The sequence below is a fragment of the Bacillus sp. TL12 genome, from assembly GCF_022625245.1.
GTDB lineage: Bacteria > Bacillota > Bacilli > Bacillales > Bacillaceae_G > Bacillus_A.
In genome coordinates, this window is the sequence record NZ_JAJJBY010000009.1 from 115671 (window position 1) to 135767 (window position 20097).

At 34.4% G+C, this 20097-nt stretch carries 18 protein-coding genes and 1 pseudogene; 5 read left to right on the forward strand and 14 right to left on the reverse strand.

What is annotated here, in order from left to right; genetic code table 11:
• Positions 1-142 precede the first annotated feature (142 nt).
• The 5 genes from lrgB to LOK41_RS11125 form a co-directional block, all read right to left on the reverse strand.
• The gene (gene lrgB / locus LOK41_RS11105) at positions 143-835 is read right to left on the reverse strand and encodes an antiholin-like protein LrgB (protein WP_241816513.1); all 693 of its coding nucleotides are present in this window, start codon (positions 833-835) and stop codon (positions 143-145) included.
• 34 nt (positions 836-869) lie between these two features.
• Positions 870-1301 (reverse strand): antiholin-like murein hydrolase modulator LrgA, encoded by a 432-nt coding sequence (gene lrgA, locus LOK41_RS11110; RefSeq protein WP_241816514.1) that lies wholly within the window; start codon positions 1299-1301, stop codon positions 870-872.
• 132 nt (positions 1302-1433) lie between these two features.
• Positions 1434-2174, reverse strand: coding sequence for a LytR/AlgR family response regulator transcription factor (locus tag LOK41_RS11115; RefSeq protein ID WP_241816515.1), 741 nt, complete (start codon positions 2172-2174; stop codon positions 1434-1436).
• The gene (locus LOK41_RS11120; protein WP_241816516.1) at positions 2152-3924 is read right to left on the reverse strand and encodes a sensor histidine kinase; all 1773 of its coding nucleotides are present in this window, start codon (positions 3922-3924) and stop codon (positions 2152-2154) included. Before LOK41_RS11120 ends, LOK41_RS11115 begins: the two co-directional genes overlap by 23 nt.
• A gap of 136 nt (positions 3925-4060) precedes the next feature.
• On the reverse strand, positions 4061-4840 hold the full coding sequence (locus LOK41_RS11125; RefSeq protein WP_241816517.1) for a DUF6944 family repetitive protein: 780 nt from the start codon (positions 4838-4840) through the stop codon (positions 4061-4063).
• Positions 4841-5062: 222 nt separating this feature from the next.
• Here LOK41_RS11125 and LOK41_RS11130 point away from each other — a divergent pair.
• Positions 5063-5137, forward strand: a pseudogene (locus LOK41_RS11130) (MFS transporter); the annotation flags it as partial.
• A gap of 50 nt (positions 5138-5187) precedes the next feature.
• On the opposite strand, the gene LOK41_RS11135 reads toward LOK41_RS11130, so the two are convergent.
• Positions 5188-6258, reverse strand: a complete 1071-nt coding sequence (locus tag LOK41_RS11135; protein ID WP_241816518.1) for a nitric oxide synthase oxygenase — start codon at positions 6256-6258, stop codon at positions 5188-5190.
• Between the two features lie 230 nt (positions 6259-6488).
• On the opposite strand from LOK41_RS11135, the gene sodA reads away from it, so the two are divergent.
• Positions 6489-7115 (forward strand): superoxide dismutase, encoded by a 627-nt coding sequence (gene sodA / locus LOK41_RS11140; RefSeq protein ID WP_241816519.1) that lies wholly within the window; start codon positions 6489-6491, stop codon positions 7113-7115.
• A 95-nt stretch (positions 7116-7210) separates the two neighbouring features.
• Here the strand turns inward: sodA and LOK41_RS11145 are convergent, their stop codons facing one another.
• The 3 genes from LOK41_RS11145 to trhA form a co-directional block, all read right to left on the reverse strand.
• The gene (locus tag LOK41_RS11145; protein ID WP_241816520.1) at positions 7211-8080 is read right to left on the reverse strand and encodes an NAD-dependent epimerase/dehydratase family protein; all 870 of its coding nucleotides are present in this window, start codon (positions 8078-8080) and stop codon (positions 7211-7213) included.
• 133 nt (positions 8081-8213) lie between these two features.
• Positions 8214-8804, reverse strand: a complete 591-nt coding sequence (locus LOK41_RS11150) for an AmiS/UreI family transporter (protein ID WP_174100901.1) — start codon at positions 8802-8804, stop codon at positions 8214-8216.
• A gap of 803 nt (positions 8805-9607) precedes the next feature.
• Complete coding sequence (trhA, locus tag LOK41_RS11155; protein WP_241816521.1) at positions 9608-10255, reverse strand: PAQR family membrane homeostasis protein TrhA; 648 nt, start codon at positions 10253-10255, stop codon at positions 9608-9610.
• Positions 10256-10409: 154 nt separating this feature from the next.
• On the opposite strand from trhA, the gene LOK41_RS11160 reads away from it, so the two are divergent.
• Positions 10410-10970 (forward strand): DUF1836 domain-containing protein, encoded by a 561-nt coding sequence (locus tag LOK41_RS11160; RefSeq protein ID WP_241816522.1) that lies wholly within the window; start codon positions 10410-10412, stop codon positions 10968-10970.
• Positions 10971-11009: 39 nt separating this feature from the next.
• On the opposite strand, the gene LOK41_RS11165 is transcribed toward LOK41_RS11160, so the two are convergent.
• The 5 genes from LOK41_RS11165 to LOK41_RS11185 all read right to left on the reverse strand — a co-directional run bounded on the left by LOK41_RS11165 (position 11010) and on the right by LOK41_RS11185 (position 17651).
• Complete coding sequence (locus LOK41_RS11165) at positions 11010-12455, reverse strand: DEAD/DEAH box helicase (protein WP_241816523.1); 1446 nt, start codon at positions 12453-12455, stop codon at positions 11010-11012.
• Positions 12456-12668: 213 nt separating this feature from the next.
• The gene (locus LOK41_RS11170) at positions 12669-13700 is read right to left on the reverse strand and encodes an acyltransferase (RefSeq protein WP_241816524.1); all 1032 of its coding nucleotides are present in this window, start codon (positions 13698-13700) and stop codon (positions 12669-12671) included.
• A gap of 264 nt (positions 13701-13964) precedes the next feature.
• Complete coding sequence (gene dctP / locus LOK41_RS11175) at positions 13965-15248, reverse strand: C4-dicarboxylate transporter DctP (RefSeq protein WP_174100905.1); 1284 nt, start codon at positions 15246-15248, stop codon at positions 13965-13967.
• 113 nt (positions 15249-15361) lie between these two features.
• Entirely contained in the window at positions 15362-16060 is a 699-nt protein-coding gene (locus LOK41_RS11180; protein WP_241816525.1) for a response regulator, read from the reverse strand.
• Positions 16050-17651, reverse strand: a complete 1602-nt coding sequence (locus tag LOK41_RS11185) for an ATP-binding protein (RefSeq protein WP_241816526.1) — start codon at positions 17649-17651, stop codon at positions 16050-16052. The genes LOK41_RS11180 and LOK41_RS11185 overlap by 11 nt, the downstream gene beginning before the upstream one ends.
• Positions 17652-17738: 87 nt before the next feature.
• On the opposite strand from LOK41_RS11185, the gene LOK41_RS11190 reads away from it, so the two are divergent.
• Positions 17739-18812, forward strand: a complete 1074-nt coding sequence (locus LOK41_RS11190) for a DctP family TRAP transporter solute-binding subunit (protein ID WP_241816527.1) — start codon at positions 17739-17741, stop codon at positions 18810-18812.
• Positions 18813-19109: 297 nt separating this feature from the next.
• Positions 19110-20093 carry a GMP reductase gene (gene guaC / locus LOK41_RS11195; RefSeq protein ID WP_241816528.1) on the forward strand — a complete coding sequence of 328 codons (984 nt, stop codon included), beginning with the start codon at positions 19110-19112 and terminating at the stop codon, positions 20091-20093.
• Positions 20094-20097: the final 4 nt, after the last annotated feature.

The following is a 20097-nucleotide window of genomic DNA, read 5'->3' on the forward strand; positions in this document are numbered from 1 at the left end:
TATTAATGAAGATTTAAGGAAAATCTCCTTTCTTCCCATATTAAAATAGGTCTTACCATTACTGTAACACAAAAAGCAAGCTATCAGTAGAAATCTGTCCTACGAATAGCTTGCTTTTATATTTTTTACCAAACATATTCTGTTAACTGATAAATGGCATAAACATCGGAATAACAACTACTGTTACAACCCCAACGACTGTTACTGCAATACTTGCCATCGCTGCTTCTACTTCACCCATTTCAATTCCAACTGCAACGCCCAGTGCATGTCCTGCAGTACCAAGTGCTAATCCTTTAGCAATTGGATTTTTCACTCTAAATGTTTTTAAGAATAAAGCGCCAAGCGCATATACAATAACTGCGTTAAAGATAACTGCAAAAGATGTAATTGCTGGAATACCACCAATACTTCCGGATATTGGTAAAGCAATTGCCGTTGTTGCTGCTTGTGGTAACATAGAATTCATTACAGATGTATCTAATCCAATTGCTTTAGCAACAATGAACACGACAATTACTGAACAAACAGATCCAACAACGATAGCAGATAAAATTTGCCACCAATATTTTTTTAACTTATCAACTTGTTTGTATAACGGAATTGCAAAAGCAATTGTTGCTGGCTCTAAGAAGAAACTAATCATTTTACCGCCAGTATTATATTCTTCAAATGTAAAGTTACCAACCTTTAAAAAGACAATCCCAAGTACCATTGCTACAAACAATGGTGTGAATAAGAAGAATCCTTTTGAATGTTTAAATAAGAATGTTCCGATTCCGTATGCGATTAATGAAACGACAATTCCGAAATATGGAGTCATTGTGCTTGCCATGTTCATTACCTCCTAACCTTGTTTGGTCTAATCGTTACGCAACTTTTCCATGTTTGCGTCCTTTATGTGCAACATCTAATTGTTTTGTATCTGTTGTTTCTTTTTCTTCTTTACCTAGAATAAATTGTGCAAATAAACCAGTTACTGCTAGTAAAATAATTGTTGCCACAACGATTACAGTTATGATTTGTACAAAATATTGTCCCATTACACCAAGAGAGTTAATAACGGAAATACCAGATGGTACGAAAAGAAATCCGATAATACCTGTTAACGCTGTTCCAAGTGATTCAACCTGCTCCAATTTAATGACCTTTAAGCATAATAGGCTAAACAAAATAACTAATCCGATTACTGATGAAGGCATTGGAATTGGTAAGTGCGTTGCAATAATATGAGAAACCAACATAATAGCTGAGAAAACAAATGCTTGTGATAAGAAACTATATACTTTTTTTGTACTCATTTTGGCCACCTCTTTCGATTTGGTACCTTTATTGTATATGATGCAAACGATTAAGTAAGCGCTTGCATATCAGGGCGTCAAATATACAGAATTAGTTACAAAAATAACAGGATGAAATACAAAAGCTGCTTCTTAAATACGAAGCAGCTTTTTAAGTTCCTTGGCATACGTGCGACTTACTGGCACTTTCGAACTATCTTTCATAATTAAGTTATACGTGGAATTAAACCATGGCTGTACTTCTGAAATATGATTGATATTCACAATAAAACTGCGATGAACACGCATAAACATCGTTTGTGGTAACTTCTTTTCTAAAATAACAAGTGTATCATGGGTTGCATATGTTTCTCGAATCGTCTTTACAGTCACCTTTCCGTCCACAAGCCCTACATAAACAATATCCTCAATATTCACAAGTACAATGGACTCTTCTATTGGCAGGGCAAGCTTATACATCCCCGTCGTAACATCTGGAGCTTTTACATCCTGTTTTTTCTCCGTTTCACCCTGCTTGCGCTTCTTATATTTTTTCAGTGTCTGTGCAATCCGCTCTTCATCAAACGGCTTTAAAATATAATCTAATGCATCCACTTCAAATGCTTGCAGCGCATATTGATCGTACGCTGTTGCAAAAACAATGGCCGGTGGATTCTTCATTTTCTTTAATATATTCGCAATCTCAAATCCGTTATCATCTGAAAGCTGAATATCTAAAAAGACAAGGTCTGGCTTGTTCCCCATTAACTTTTCTAATGCATCTTCCACGCAATCGGCTTCATCAATTACGTCAACTTCTTTCGTACGCTGTAATAAATATTTCAATTCATCCCGCGCTAACATTTCATCGTCAACCACTAATACCTTTAACACTGCCTTCTTCCTCCCCTATGTTTTGAATCGGTATTGTAAATGAAATCTCTGTCCCTGTTCCTACTTCACTCTTAATATGAAGAATTGTTTCTTTCCCAAACAGTCCCATTAACCGTTGATTAATATTATATAAAGCTGTGCCAGTCCCTTTTTTTGATGACACAACCGCTTTTCCCAATTGTTCTAGACGCTCCTCTTCAATTCCCTTACCATTATCCTTCACTTGAAAATGAATCATATCTCCCTTAGCATGTGCATGAACCTCTACTTGGCAAATCGGTTGTTTCTTTGGAAAAGCATGGCGCAGTGCATTTTCTACTAACAATTGCAATACAAATGGTGGAAGTAAAATTGTCTGTAACCCTTCTCCGATGTACGTTTTTACCTCATATTTATTTGGAAATCTCGCTTGCTCTAATGATAAATATGCATGTACATGATTTAGTTCTTGCTCTAATGGAATAAGCAACTGACGTGCCCCCTGTAAATTGCAACGAAAATAAACGCTAAGTTGTAATAAGAGCTTTCTTGCTTTTTCTACATCTGTACGGCATAAGGCTGACACCGTATTAATTGCATTAAATAGAAAATGCGGATTAATTTGTGCCTGTAATGCCTTTATTTCTGCGTCTTGAAGCAGTTTACCTTGCAATTCTGCTTCTCCTAATTCAAGCTGTGTCGAAAAAATTTTCGCTAATCCTTCTGCTAATTCTTCTTCCACACGACTTAACTGATTTGGATTTTTAAAATAAAGCTTTAATGTTCCAATTGTATTCCCATGTGATGTTAATGGGATTACTACCGCTGCTTGCAATGGACATCCCTCATGTTGACAATTAATAACCTCTCGTGATTTCGCTTTCATTATTTTCCCTGTTTTTAATACTTCTTTCGATAATCCCGTAATTAAACTATGAGAGGGAATGTGGTGATCTGCTGCTAACCCAACATGTGCTAATATTTTTTCTGTATCTGTTAAGGATACCGCATCTGTCCCTGTAAAACGATGGATAATTTGTGCCACATGCTTACAAGATTCTTCTGTTAAGCCTTGACGGAAGTACGGTAGTGTCTTATCTGCAATCCGCAGTACTTTATGAGTTTGTAAAGCCTTTGCATTTTCTTCTTGGCGCAAAATGGCTTGCACCATAGAAAGTAAAATAAAACTACCGAAACTATTCACGAGAATCATCGGGATTGCAATCGTTTTCACAATATTAAGTCCATCTTCTACAATAAACAGAATCATTACCATTTCTAAAGATACAATAAGAACACTTAAAATAGCCGAAAATTTAGGTGTAACGGTACGATTATGCTTTTGAAAAATACGACCAATATAACCAGTAATAAAACCTGCTAAGATAGACGAAACCGCACAACTAATTGCCGTTGTCCCACCAAGCATATAGCGGTGAATGCCAGCAATGAATCCAACGCCAATCCCAATAATAGGTCCACCTAATAAACCACTAATTCCAACTCCCATAATACGCGTATTGGCAATCGTACTCGATGAAGAGACACCTTGTAGCCAATTTTCATTCATAATTGTATTACCTGCAATTTCAATCCCTGTATAATTGCTTACAATTGTAAATGATGAAAAAATACAAATAAGCATGAGCTTGTCTGTATACCCGTCTTGTTTATGAAGAAGACGTCGAAATGTTTTAATATGCGAAAGTAAAAAACCTAATATAACAATTAGTCCAACACGTTCGATCATCATAAGTACTAAATCTAGCATCTGTGATTCATCCTTTATTTGTTTAGTTAGTTTTATTATCGGAAAATAATGGAGTAAGAGTCAAGGATGAATAAACCAACGAAACTAAAATTATATAAAAATAGGATGTTTTCTTTACTTTGAAAACATCCCTTCATCAATCCTCAGGCTCTATTGTTTCTCCAATCGCACCAAGTACCGCTCCAGTTGCCTGTACCCAGCTCCCAATTAGCCCTATTAATTGTTCATCAACTTTGTTCTCTTTCTTTTCCTCTTCATTCTTCTGATTATTACTACTTTCCTTATCATTTTCATTCTTTTTTTCCATCTCTTCTTCTTCCAATACATTATATAAAGCTTGAAATGCTTGTAATCCTGCTCCTACTGTTTGTAATGAGTTACCGATAACCCCTAACCATTGAATATTCTGAGTATCCCTAAGTTCATCAACGACTGCTAAAAAAGCACCGAAAGACTGCAAACTATTCCCAGCTATAATTAAATAATCATTTTCCTTCTCTTCATTCTCTAGATTAAGGGCCGTTCCAATTACATCGGAAGTATTCCCTAATGCTTGTACGAAAGCACTTGTTCTTCCCAATGAACAACCTAATTTCTCGCTCAGCTGCATTTCAGTCCCTGTTTCCTCTATGGAATCGTTGGATTTTTCAATGCTTTCATCTTCATTTTCCGTTTTCTTGAATGATCCATTTGGTTGTTTGGTGTCTTCTTTATTCTCAGTTTTCCCTTCTGTATCTTCCGTTTGTTCCAGCCCTTGCAAGACACCCCCAATTGCTTGCACCGATTCCCCAACAATCGTTAATGCATCCTCTACATCTTCCTCCCCAATAAATGCTCTTGTACCTCCAATGGCTGATATAATATTTCCACCAGCTTGAAACCATGCTCCCGTAACTGTTAAACTTCTCCAACCCATAATTTTCCATCCACCCTAAACAAATCACCTTATAATTTATTATCATATTCGAGGGCCTTGCCCATTGTTTATATACAAGTTCAGGTGAATCGTATTCAACCTTTTCATTCATATAAATTTGACCATAAAATAGAAGCATACTAAAACTAAGATCATATCATTACAGTCCTTTAACACAGCCCTGTAAGGTTGAGAAGGAAATTAGAAATTCACTCGGGGTATTACATTATCTATCCAATTAGACTTATCACCATGCTAGTGTGCGTTCCAGAAACAAACGGAAAAGTACTAGACTAGACTCAATCAAATAAAAAAGCATTGAAATCTCTTATTTCAATGCTTTTTTATTATTTATGAAAGAAATTTGGAGTAAGAATATCGTTTGGATAAGGTTTATGATAAATATGAGTTGTCGCCGGTGACAACGGTGGAATAAGCCAGACCCAATTCCCCGTCACAACGCGGCCGCAAGCAGCTTCTTGCTTTTCAAATTGTGCAAATTGCTGTGCTGCTGTATGATGATCGACAATACTTACCCCTTGCTTTTTGAAGGAGTGTAAAACAGCTATATTTAACTCGACTAATGCTTTATCTTTCCATAGCGTACTATTTCTAGATATATCCAAGTTCATAATTTCTGCAACAGCAGGAAGGAAATTATAACGATCATGATCCGCCAAATTACGAGCCCCAATCTCAGTTCCCATATACCAACCATTGAAAGGAGCCGCCGTATAAGAAATTCCACCAATTTCTAAGCACATATCTGAAATCATCGGTACCCCATACCACTTCGCTCCAAGAGATGAAAATGGGTATTCTGGATGTTCAATATTCACTTCTTTTACTTCTTCTTTAGGAATTTCGTTATATACGGGTTCTTTTCCATCAACAGAAAATACAAGTGGTAATACATCAAAATTCGTACCTTCACCCTTCCAACCAAGCTCCTGACAGAACGCTGTAAATGAAGAAGAATGCGAGTCTCCGATTACTCCTACTTCTGTTTCATATCCCGCATAACGAATCAATTGATGATTATAAATACGAATATTATCATATTCATTTCTATACTGCTTAAAAATTGTAATTGTCGGTTTAATTTTCCCGTTATTTGTTGCATAGCGAATATGATGAATAAGTGCCTGATATACACCCTCCTCATCATTCACTTCGCGAGCATCTAGTATGTGCATTTTATTCCAAAACAATCTTCCGATACATCGATTACTGTTTCTCCAGGCCATGCGTGCACCATGAACAAGCTCATCAAAGGTGTGCTCATACGTCCCCGTTTGTTCTATTTCCGATACAATTTGGTTGAGACGCCCGTCTATTCGCTCTTCTCTACCAAGCTCTTGATAGCAAGTTATAATAAATTCTCTTGCTTCATCTATTAATGCTTTCCTTTTGTTCATAAGCGATCTCCTTTTATTTCAACAAGACACTACTACTTTACAGTATAAGCAAAAAAAATGTAGTAACAAACGAAATCAAGAAAGTTCCTGTTCTTTACTAGAACTCTTATTTTCAGAAAATTAATAGAATTATATGTTTTTTATTGACTTCTTAAAAAAACGAGTGTATTTTTGAGTTAGGTAAATTATTTTTACCTAATGCAACTTTCGGTTGAAAGGAGGTGAACTATATGTCTTCATTTCATTTGCCTAAGCTCTCATATGACTATGACGAGCTAGAGCCCTATATTGATAGTGATACTTTGGCACTTCATCATGAGAAGCATCACGCCACGTATGTAAAAAATTTAAATACAGCTTTGGAAGGTTATAAAGAATTGCAGAACAAATCTTTAGAAAAATTATTATGTAATTTAAACACCCTTCCATCAGATATTGTTACTGCTGTAAGAAATAATGGTGGTGGGCACTACTGTCATAGTCTTTTTTGGGAAGTGATGAGTCCGAAAGGTGGAGGCGAACCTAATGGAGACGTTGCAAAAGTAATTGATTATTATTTCAATACCTTTGACAACTTAAAAGACCAGCTTTCCAAAGCAGCAATTAGCCGTTTTGGAAGTGGATATGGATGGCTTGTACTTGATGGTGAGGAGCTTTCTGTCATGAGCACACCAAATCAAGATACACCCTTGCAAGAAGGAAAAATCCCATTGCTCGTAATTGATGTATGGGAACACGCCTATTACTTAAAGTATCAAAACCGTCGTCCAGAGTTTGTTACAAATTGGTGGAACACGGTCAACTGGGATCGAGTAAATGAAAAGTATTTACAAGCAATTCAATCGCAAAAACATTAATTATACGTATAAGGTAAATTTGGTAATGTAAAAGTAGTATCGTCGAAATCCTCCAAAATCCCCCAGATTGCCACTGGGGGATTTATAAATAACCATCAAATTACTTCAATATAATTTCTCAATATATTATGTATATCTACCTTTAATTCTCTAAACTGAAACCCTAGCTCTCTCGCTCTCGTATTATCTATCGTACAATTTGTCATTCCATTATACGGGGCTATGTTTTCTCCTTTAGCTTCAATATAAGCATCCATCCCTGTATTTCCTTCTACAAAATCAATAACTTCTCTCATGGAAATAACACCATTACTACATGCGTTAATTGGGCCACTTACCTCTATCGTACTAAGCCAAGCTAGAAACTCTCCTGCCTCTTTTTCATGGATAAAAGACATTTCTCCTTCTATATCCTCTACTACAAAAGGCGTTTTCTTTACGATATTTTCAACATAAAATTGCAGTCTCTTTGTATAATCATTTTCACCAATGACAACCGGAAAACGTACTGCAATTACAGGAAATGTTGCATATTTAAATAAAACAGCCTCTGCTAATCTTTTTCCTTCACTGTAAGAAAAATCTTTCCTATCTCCGTAAACAATCGGATACTGATACGGATTGAAATCCTCTTCTTTTAAAGATTGCGCCGGTTCATATACAGCCATTGAGGATATAACGATATACTTCTTTACTTTATTATGCAGTACATTTCCTATAATTCTTGCTGTATTAGGGCTATAGCATAGGTTATCATATACAACTTCATAACTTTCCCCTACTAACACTTCTTGAAGTGCCCCTTCATCTTCTCGATCTACAACAATCCTTTTAACAGCAATACCAAACGAATCTTTCATCATTCCTCGCGTTGCAATTGTCACATTATTTCCGGCTTCCAGAAGACTTTCAACTAATCGCTTTCCAAAAAATCTAGTTCCACCTAGTACTAATACCTTTTTCATATTCACCATTCCCTAATTATTTTAATTTCTTATGATGACTGAATTACTAAGTGATACCCTTATTATACTTGTTCACATATATAAAAAAGCAGAGAATCTCCATACAGATTCTCTGCTTCTCCAACTACAGCAATTATCGTACTCGATATTTAAAAATACAATAACAAAAATATAAAATAGAAAGTACTGACACATAAACACATGCCTGATATACCACCGGTGTTCCCCATATTCCCATAAAATAAAGAAGCGAAGGAAGCGTAAGTGTTACCCATGATTGTACAAATGCTATCCTTCCAAGATATTGGTTTATATTCTTTTTTTGTACATTTAATACAAAGAATAAATACCAAAGAAGTGCCCACATAAACCAAGTCAGTGCATTAACGATATCGTTAAATTGAACAAACGATACAACCATATAGAATAATGCAACAATGGCTACCCATAAACAAAACCATCCTAGTCCGTTACCACTCATTCCTGTAATAAATGTGATACCTACATACAGATAAGTTAAGCCAAATAAGAAAGTGGCTGCATATGAATACACAGTCCAATTGCTTTGATCGGAAATCATAATGAGATAAAACGGAATTACAATTTGTAGCACCCCTACAAACAAGTTGAAAACACCCGCACTTTTTTCTTCTGCTTTTCCTAATATAACAAGGCTATTTAAAAATAGCGCTGCACCTGAAAGTAATAACCCAACATAACCCATATATTTTGATGTGAAAAGTCATTCCTTTTCACAAACTGTCCTCCTCATATCATAAAATTATATTAGTAGTATTCTTCTTCTCATTTAGAACGGAATACATAAAATCAAAATAATATATCAATAACTTGTTCCTCTATATTTCGCGAAAAATAAGTCAGACTTCCCACCTCTAAAGTTGAAGTAATACAAAATATAAGCAAAATCCAGCAACATTTAAAACGTTTTCAATAAAATGTATCTCTTTCGATGAAACAAATAGATTCCCCTATCCTACTATATACTTATCTTGAAAACGATAACATCCTCATAACAGTATTACTTCAAAAAATAAACGAGGAAAATTCTAGAATTACAGTCAAAACCTATTTCTGTTAAAAAGAAAGAGAATAAATCATATGCATTGTACAAGGCATACCACCTCTATCATAAAGCATTTTAAATTTATTTTTTACGGAAGGTGAAATAACGTTCCTAAACAAATTGTTCATTCAACAAGTGTATTAGCACGTGAATGAACAACTCATTTGGCTTTATGAAAGCAACCCTTTATTCCGTCCATAAATGATTACACACAATTAGAAACATCCTAATTTTAGGTTGTTTCTAATTGTATCGCTTCCCGCTCCCATAAAGTGAAACTTTAATCAGTGGGGGTTTTACGGGCAGTAATACTCCCACCTAACTTCTGTGCTCCCGCCGAATTTTGAGGTGGGAGTATTACTGCCCGTTAATGCGGGATAAAAAAAGACCACATACCGCATGATATGTAGCCACTATATAAATAGAATATATTCATTTGTTTCTTAAATTACATAACAGTATACACATACAAAGTGAGCAAGACTACCTAATAACACAAAAATATGAAAAATCTCATGATGCCCCATATATTTAAATTCTAACCATTTTGGTTTAGCTCCATAAATAAATCCACCAATCGTGTAAAATACACCACCAAGTACTAAAAACAAAATACCCTCTATACTTAGATTTTCTGATAATGGTGGGAAAAATAAAACAATTAACCATCCCATCATAAGATAAATTGCCGTTGATAACCATCTTGGACAGTTGAACCAAAACATTTTAAAAATAATACCACACAAAGCGGTTGCATACACTAGCCCAAATAATAATAAACCATTTGCATATTCTAATGTAATTAAACAAAAAGGTGCATATGTGCCTGCAATTAAGATGAAAATCATCGAATGATCCAGTTTTCTAAAGAAATAAATAACACGTTCGCTTGCTACAACACTGTGGTACACGGTCGAAGCCGCATAAAGTACCATCATTCCTACTCCAAATAGAATAACTGCTGAAATTGTAGAAACAGATGGCATTTTTACAGAGACCTTAACAAGCATAGCTAGCAAAGCAATAAATGATAAAATAGCGCCTCCTAGATGGGTAAACGCATTAACCGGTTCTCTTACATAAGCATTCACATTAACAACCCCTTATATAATTGCATGTAGTTTTGATAACTACGTGTAATTATATACACAATTCACCTAGAGGTCAACATTTACATTTTATTTGTTTCGTAATACCATATTTAAAGATAAATTGTACATTATTCTTATAAAGGTGAGGGTTTATATGGAAAACATACAGAACTTACTCGAAACACTACATTTAGAAAAAAATATTACACTTGAAGATATCCCTAATATAGATTTATACGTAGATCAAGTGGTTCAATTATTTGAAAATAACTACGGTGATACAACACGAACAGAAGATGAAAAAGTACTTACAAAAACGATGATTAATAACTACGCAAAGGGAAAATTATTCATCCCTATAAAAAATAAGAAATACTCAAGAGAACATATGATTTTAATTAGTTTAATTTATCAATTAAAAGGAGCTCTCTCAATTAATGATATTAAAAGTTCTTTGGCGAACCTAAATGAGAGACTAATGAACGAGGATGCTTTCGAGCTAGATACCCTCTATACGGATTACCTTGAACTTACAGAAACAAATGTCGAAAATTTTAAAAGGGATGTAGATAACCGAGTAGCTGAAGTGAAAACTGCTGCTTCATGTGAAGATAAAGAGTTAGAAAAATTTTTACTACTAACTTCATTTGTAACAATGAGCAATATGTACAGACGTTTGGCAGAGAAATTAGTTGATGATTTGAAAGAATCTTAACCATAAAAAACTACCCACCTGTTCGGATGGGTAGTTCTTTTACTTAATTGCCTCATGAACCTTTAACTGCTTACCTTTTATCGTTGTGTTTTTCATTACTTTTAAAACAAGTGGACCTTTACCATTTAGTATATCAACATAAGAAACATTATCTTGTATCGTAATAATTCCTATATCATCCGCTGTGATACCTGGAATTTTAGCAATCGTACCGACAAAATCTACCGCACGAATCTTCTTTTTCTTTCCACCATTAAAGTACAACTTCATAATATCTTTATTTAAGCCTGCACTTTTCTCTTTTTTCATAATTGGTTTCGTGTTTATTTTCCCTTCAAAGGCTGCCTTTTTCTTTGTAACACTCTCTTTTGACGGAGCTTCTATTTTTTGAATTTCAAAACCAATATATTCTTCAATTTCTGCTAGAAATCTCTCTTCATGTGGCGTTACAAATGTAATTGCTTTCCCACTATTACCAGCACGTCCCGTCCTTCCTGTCCGGTGTACATAATTTTCTTTTTCTAATGGAATATCATAGTTCATGACGTGGGTAATATTTTCAATATCAATTCCTCGCGCTGCCACATCTGTCGCTACTAGGTAACGGAATTTCCCTCTTTTAAAATCATTCATTACTGCAAAGCGATCTTCTTGTATCATACCGCCGTGAAGTTTATCACAAGGGTAGCCAGAACGTTTTAACTGTCTAAATACATGATCTACATTTTCTTGTGTACGGCAGAAAATAATACAGCTATCTGGATTTTCAACAGTTGTGATATCCTTCAGAAGCGAAAACTTCTCGTCTTCTCTCACCTCTAAAAGCCTATGTTCAATTCTATCTGTCGTAATGCCAGATGCCTTTATCTCAATATTGATTGGCGATTTCATATATGTGTGTGATAAATTCTCAACGTCCTCTGGTAATGTCGCAGAAAATAACATTGTCATCCGATTTGTAGGTAATTCATCAATAATTGCTTCTACTTGATCGATAAAGCCCATATTTAACATTTCATCTGCTTCATCAATCACTAAATACTTTAGTTTCTCTAAGCGTAGGGTACCTTTCTCAATATGATCTAACATGCGCCCAGGAGTTCCGACAACAATATGTGTTTTTTGCTTTAATTCTAATTTTTGTCGTGCAAACGGGGATTTTCCGTAAACAGCTGTTGCCTTAATTCGTTTAAACCTTCCTATATTCGTAATATCCTCTTTCACTTGCACAGCAAGCTCCCTCGTTGGTGTAAGTATTAATGCTTGCGGCTTATTTTCTTCCCATTTGACCATTTCACAAAGCGGAATCCCAAAAGAAGCCGTCTTCCCACTTCCAGTTTGCGATTTCACGACAAGATCTTTCTTTTCTAATGCAACTGGAATTACTTTTCCTTGCACTTCTGTTGGCTTCTCATATTTCAAACTAGTAAGTGCTCTTATAATTTCTTTACTTAATGCATACTCTTTAAAACTTTTTCCGCTCATGTACTAACCTCATTTTGTTATGTATTTTCATTTATTTATTATTTAACCATAATCTAAATATTATATTTGTCATTACCTATATTTCATTATACTGCAATTATTTCCCTAATCGAAATCTCTGCTTATCATTTGATAAAAATAAAAAGCAGACTTAATTTTAAGCCTGCTAATTTAACGACAATACTCATATAAAATCTAAAGAAAAGGATATCATTATGGTACCAGTTTTTTTACAACTGGAATTCGTTGCAATACTAATGTTATTAACATACTAAGACCAATTGTAATAATTACATTAATAGGTATTGCTAATATTGTATGTGCATGTTCATTTACTTTAGGAAAAACTTTATATAAATAATTGTTTAATAGGAAAAAGTGAAGAATATAAATCCCAAGACTTGCTTGGTTTATACCACGTAATAGAAATGGTAACTTTCTTTCTGAGCTTTGAAAAGCATATCGGAAAAATACAAATAATCCAATTGCCATAAGTAAAACGTTTGGCGCAAAATATCCATACCAGAACTGGTCCAACTGCCCACTTGCTTGTACTGTATAGTAATACGTAATGAAGAATGTACCAATAAAGCCTAGACAGCCCCCAAGATAAGAGATATTTCTCCATTTCTTCGTAATTTCGTAATGAGATAAATAGTAACCAAGTAGGAAATAACCTACATAATTTGTTACAAAATATAACTCTATATTGAAATTAATAGGATAATAATACTTCATCAAGTTTAAAATAACTGATGTATACAACCATAAAATTAAAAAGTATTGTATGTCTCTCTTTTTAGCATTTTTAACTAATATCTTTAATAACGGTGTAATTAAATAAATCCCTACAATCATATACAGGAACCATAAATGCCCACCAATTTGATTTGTTAAGAAATACTTTATTCCCTGTTTTAAAGAAGCAGGGAAATATCCAGCATAGGCACCATACAAATAAAATAAAGCACTCCAACCTACAAAAGGAATAATTACCTTACTTGCACGTTTTTGTAAGAATTCTAAAATTGAAATTTCCTTGTTCCCTCTCAATAGTAGGGCACCACTAATCATAACAAAAATAGGAACACTAGCACGTGATAACGATTCATAAAAATTACCAGCCATCCAACCGGAAAGCTTATTTTGATCCAATGTAGATACGGAACCAGCAGCAACGTGAATTGTAACAACTGCAATTGTTGCTAATACACGTAACCAATCCATATAAACTAAACGACTCACATCTATAACCTCCATTACATTATGATGATTCAAACTCAAAATGAAGGTTAGCCTGAAAAGTCACAACCTTCTTCCTCACCTGTTCAACCCTAACATTATTTACCTAATAAAATAAATATTAATTCTCTTGTAATCCTAAAAAAGTCCTACTAAATTATAACATATTCTATTATTTCCTAATAAAAATAATCTGTGGAAAAGCGATTCTCCACAAAATGAAAAAGCAGACTCAAAATAAAGTCTGCTTTTATGTTCTATATGGATTTATACAGCTTCCTTTGTCTCTTTTAACACTTTCATATTGGAAACTGCCTCTGCATGCTTCGTTTCATCAAATTCATTTTCACTCTTTGCAACAACGATTGTAGCAATTCCATTGCCAATTAAGTTCACAATGGCTCTTCCCTCACTCATAAAACGATCGACACCAAGAAGCAATGCTAATCCTTCTAAAGGAATAACCTTTAGTGCCGCTAACGTAGATGCTAACACAATAAATCCGCTTCCTGTTACGCCAGCAGCGCCTTTAGACGTTAACATAAGTACTAAAATAATCGTAATTTGCTGCCCGACTGTTAAATCGACACCAAATACTTGTGCTAAAAAGACAACTGCCATGGATAAATAAATAGATGTACCATCAAGGTTAAAAGAGTAACCCGTCGGAATAACAAGACCAACAACAGATTTTGAACAGCCATATCTCTCCATCTTGTTCATCATTCTCGGAAGTACGGATTCCGAAGAGCTTGTTCCTAGTACAATTAATATTTCATCTCGAATAAACTTCAAATAATTCCATAAGCTAAATCCGTATATCTTGCAAATAATATTTAAAACAACAAACACGAATAAGAACATCGTAATATATACTGACATCATCAATTTTCCAAGTGGTACGAGTGAAGCCAGTCCAAAATGACCAATTGTATAAGCCATTGCTCCAAATGCACCAAGTGGAGCGGCTTTCATTACATAGCCAATAATTTTAAAGAATACGTGTGAAAGTTTGTCTAAGAAATCAATCACCGAATTTCCTTTTTCGCCAAGCGCAGCTAAACCTACCCCAAAGAGAATTGAAAAGAATAACACTTGTAAAATATCACCCTTAGCAAACGCATCAACCATATTAGAAGGGACGATGTGAGTAACAAAGTCAATCCAATTAATACCCTGTCCTCCGCCTTGTGTATATTTAGATACGTCTCCTTTGGCAAGTTCATTAAAGTTAAGACCTGAACCTGGTTTCATAACATTTACAACGATTAATCCAACAACAAGTGCGAATGTTGTCACAACCTCAAAGTAAATAAAAGCTTTTCCACCGACCTTACCAACCTTCTTCATATCCCCCATTTTGGCAATACCAAGTACAATTGTTAAAAAAATAATTGGTGCAATTACCATTTTTACAGCATTAATAAATGTATCACCTATCGGCTTCATTTCCTTTCCAACACTTGGCCACATGAGCCCGACTAATACACCTAGCACAATAGCTGTTAATACTTGAAAGGTTAAATTTTTAAATAGTCGTTTCACCTTCATTTCTCCTCCCTTTTTTTGAAAACTTTCCCATCCTTATGTTTTACATAATGATAGCGTTTTCAATGTAAGGTGAGAAGTTTATGGTCATAACGAATATTTTGGTCATTTTGGTCTCACTTTTTCACTTCACGATACACATAACGATTAATTGGTCTTCCAACCCCTCCATATTGTACTGCCAAACGAATGAATCCCTCTTTTTCCAAATAATCTAAGTAACGCCGAGCCGTAACCCTAGCTATCCCGATCGCACTGGCTACTTCTTCTGCAGAACGAGGTTCATCTTGTTTTTTTACATAAGCCTCAATTTCATTTAATGTAAATTCATTTAATCCCTTTGGCAAATTGCTTGCTGTTTTCTTAGAACTTCCAGCATATAATAATAAATCAAGCTGCTCCTGTGAAATCACCCCAGATTCCTTCAGGCTCATTCTATATTGCCGATACTTTTCTAAAGCTTGCTGAATTCTGTATAACTTAAAAGGCTTAATAATATAATCCATCGCCCCATTTTGAAGCATGAGTTTAATTGTTTCCCTATCTTTTGCAGCTGAAACAACAATTACATCTGTTTCTAACTCTTGTTTTCGAAATTCCTGTAATACTTTTATACCATCCCTTTTCGGCATAAAAATATCTAAAATAACGAGATCTGGATTCATTTTTTGGACGAGATGGATGCCCTCCTCACCATTGTTAGCAACAGCTACTACGTGAAATCCCTTTACGCTTCTAATAAATTCTTTATTTACTTCCTGAACCATCGGATCGTCTTCCACCAATAGTACTTTAATTTCCTCTTTACATTTCATACAATTCCGCTCCCATCTCCATTGGAAAAGTAATGATAAAAGAAGTTCCTTCACCTTGAAAAGATGAAATGCTAATTTCTCCTCTTCCCTTTTCAACGATTTGTTTTACTAGAAAAAGTCCATAACCTGTCCCGCTAATTTTATTTACAGTAAATCCTTTCTCATACACTTTTGGTAAATGCTCCCCTTTTATTCCGCATCCATTATCCTCAATCAATATCGCACATACATCTTCAGACTGTTCAATACTAATATCAATTCTTTTATTCTCTACATCCGTTTGTTCAAATGATCCAAACGCATTTTCAATTAAGTTACCTAGTAATACAACCAAATCATGTTGATCTAATTGATAAGGAAATGCTTCTAAATAACTATTTTGATCAATTACAACTTGTATCCCTAATTCCTTGCCACGGCTTATCTTGCTCAAAAGGAGACCTGCGATCGCATCATTTTTTATCGTTTCATTTAAAAAATTTGTTACACTTCCTTGTTCTTCTGAAGTGTGGAAAGCAAGTTGTAATGCCTTATCTGCTTTACCAAGTTGTATTAAACCTGCTATTGTATGAAGTTTATTCATATGCTCATGGCTTTGTACTCGAAGTGCCTCAACAAAGGTTTTCACTCCTGTTAATTCCTCTGCAAGTTTTGTAACTTCAGTACGATCTTGAAAGATTGCCACAGCTCCAATTAATTCATCATCTTTCTTGATTGGTATGCGATTACTTAAAATTACCTTTCCACTTACTTTTATCTCTTCATTATATACTGCCCGATTCCTCTCCACGATTTCTGGCAGTCTCGTATCCTTTAAAACTGCACGAATAGGCTTCCCTACAACATTCCCATTTACCTGAAAAACTTGCTTTGCTTTTTCATTAAAAATAGTAATAATTTCTTGATTATCAATTGCAATCACACCCTCATTAATTGAATGAAAGGTTGCTGTTCGTTCTTCTAACATTCGTTTAATTTCATAAGGTTCTAACTGAAACATCTGTTTTTTAATATGATTAGCAAGCATCAATGAACCAATCAAACCAAATATTAAAGTTAATATAACAATAAAAATAATCTCTTCTACTAATCCAAGCATAATTTCCCAAAAGTTTGGTATTTTGTTCCCTACAACAACAACACCAATTTGATTTAAATTCTGATCCTTAATAGGCATAAAAGCACGAATTACAGTACCTATCTCTCCTTTTGCCTTTGAAAAGTAAATATGCTCCGCAAATGCTGGTTCTTCATCCGTTCCTTTTGATGGCCTCCCAATCATTTCTTTTACAGGATGAGAATATCGAATTCGCCCCATATTCATTACTACGATGTAGTCTGTTTCATTAATCACTCGAATATTTTCAATAGCTGGATTCAATGTAAACCACCCTTTTGTTTCCTGAAGTGATTTCTTTACATCTGACAGCTCTGCTACCGTCCGCGCCGTATTCATAGATCTAATTCTTAATTCTTTTTCTTCCTTTTGTTGAATATTTGCAATGATAATAATTCCACCTATAAGTAATGAAAAAATAACTACTGCATAGGATAAAATCGTAATTTTCCAGCGTATAGGCAATTGTTTCACTGTCCGTCCCCCTTTCCCCTAAAAGCATCTTTACGAATAAAAATCTTCTCGGTATGCTTACAATAACGACCTACGAGGAGGTTTAAAATGAAAAAAATTGCTACCTTTATACTCCTTTTTATTGTTTTAATTACTAGCGCTTTATTTGTAGGATTTCACAGTCTTTTTTCCAAAGATAAACTTGCTTATGACGATGATCAAGAAGGACTAAACAAACAAATTGTTTTCAAATTTAGTCATGTTGTAGCAGAAAACACACCTAAAGGACTTGCGGCTAGTAAATTTGCTGAGCTTGTTAACGAGAAATCAAACGGAAATATAAAAATAGAAATTTTCCCAAACGGGAGCCTCTATTCTGATATAGAAGAAATACGTGCTTTAAAAGCTGGACAAGTTCATTTTATCGCCCCTTCTACCTCAAAACTTGGAATACTGTCTCACGAATGGGGCGTACTAGATCTGCCATTTGCTTTTCCAAGTTATGAAGCCATTCAAGAAGGCTTAAACGGAAAAATTGGGGATCAGTTACTTCACTCCTTACAGAAAGATAAAATTAAAGGGCTTGCCCATTGGTCAAATGGCTTTAAGCAAATTACTTCAAATAAAGGGCCTATTCATACACCTAAAGATATACAGGGACAATCCTTTCGCATTATGCAAAGTGATGTGATCCAATCCCAATTTGATTTATTAAAAGTTGATGCACATCAAGATTCATTTAATTCTACATATAAATTAATAGAAACCGGAAAAGTTGATGGCGAAGAAAATACAATATCAAATATCTACTCTAAAAAATTTTATAACGTTCAAAACTATTTGACAATTAGTAATCATGGGTATTTAGGCTATGTTGTCATGATGGATCAAAAAACATGGAATCAACAAACAGAAAAAACGAAGCAAATATTACTTGAAGCAATAAAAGAAACCACCGAATGGAACAATCATCAATCCATTCAAATGAATGAAAAGCAACTTGAACTTATTAAACAAAATTCATCCATCCAAATTCACAGACTAACTGATGTAGAAAGGAAAGAATGGGAAAAAACACTATCTCCTATATACGAAGACCTCGCTCCTATAATTGGGGATCAATTGGTAAATGATTTAAAAGAATTAAAAAAGAAATATCAATCTCTTGAAGATAATAAATAACAAAAAAGAAGGTTATTTTTCATACCCTTCTTTTTTGTTATTCCGTTATTATATTTTGAAATATTTTTTCGGTATTACCAATTGTTTTTTATAATATAGTTTTTTAAAAAACGAACAATATAAAAACAATATAGTAATTTAATTCGGTATTACTTACGATATTTCTAAATTTCACCCCTATATTTAATAAATAAATATTAAAACCTTTGACTTAATAAAAAAAATAATGTACATTATCCTTTGGACGAACATTTTTTGATATTCAAAATAAAATATTCGTATTTAGGGGTGTAATTCGTGGAAAAAGTATTCGACTATGAAGATATTCAATTAATTCCTGCAAAATGTATAGTAAATAGCCGTTCAGAGTGTGATACAAGTGTCACTTTAGGAAAACATACATTTAAATTACCTGTCGTACCTGCAAATATGCAAACAATTATAGATGAAAAGATCGCTGTATATTTAGCTGAAAATAAATATTTCTATATCATGCATCGTTTTGAGCCAGAAAAACGTATCTCTTTCATTAGAGATATGCACTCACGTGGATTAATCGCATCCATTAGTGTTGGCGTTAAAGAAGAAGAATATGAATTTGTACAACAATTAGCTGCTGAGCAGCTTTGTCCTGAATATATTACGATAGATATCGCACATGGTCATTCCAATGCGGTAATAAAAATGATTCAACATATTAAACAACATTTACCTGAAAGCTTTGTTATTGCAGGAAATGTTGGAACTCCAGAAGCAGTAAGAGAATTAGAAAATGCTGGTGCTGATGCAACAAAAGTAGGAATCGGGCCTGGTAAAGTATGCATTACGAAAATTAAAACAGGCTTCGGAACTGGCGGCTGGCAATTAGCTGCCCTTCGCTGGTGTGCAAAAGCTGCAAGCAAACCAATTATTGCTGACGGTGGTATTCGTACTCATGGTGATGTAGCGAAATCCATTAAATTTGGTGCGACTATGGTTATGATCGGTTCATTATTTGCTGGTCATGAAGAATCTCCAGGCGAAACAATTGAAAAAGATGGAAAGCTTTACAAAGAATACTTTGGTTCAGCTTCAGAATTCCAAAAAGGCGAAAAGAAAAACGTAGAAGGCAAAAAAATGTTTGTCGAACATAAAGGATCTTTAGAAGACACATTGATTGAAATGGAGCAAGATCTTCAATCTTCTATTTCTTATGCTGGTGGAACGAAATTAGATGCAATTCGTACTGTGGATTATGTTGTCGTGAAAAACTCAATCTTTAATGGTGATAAAGTATATTAAAAAT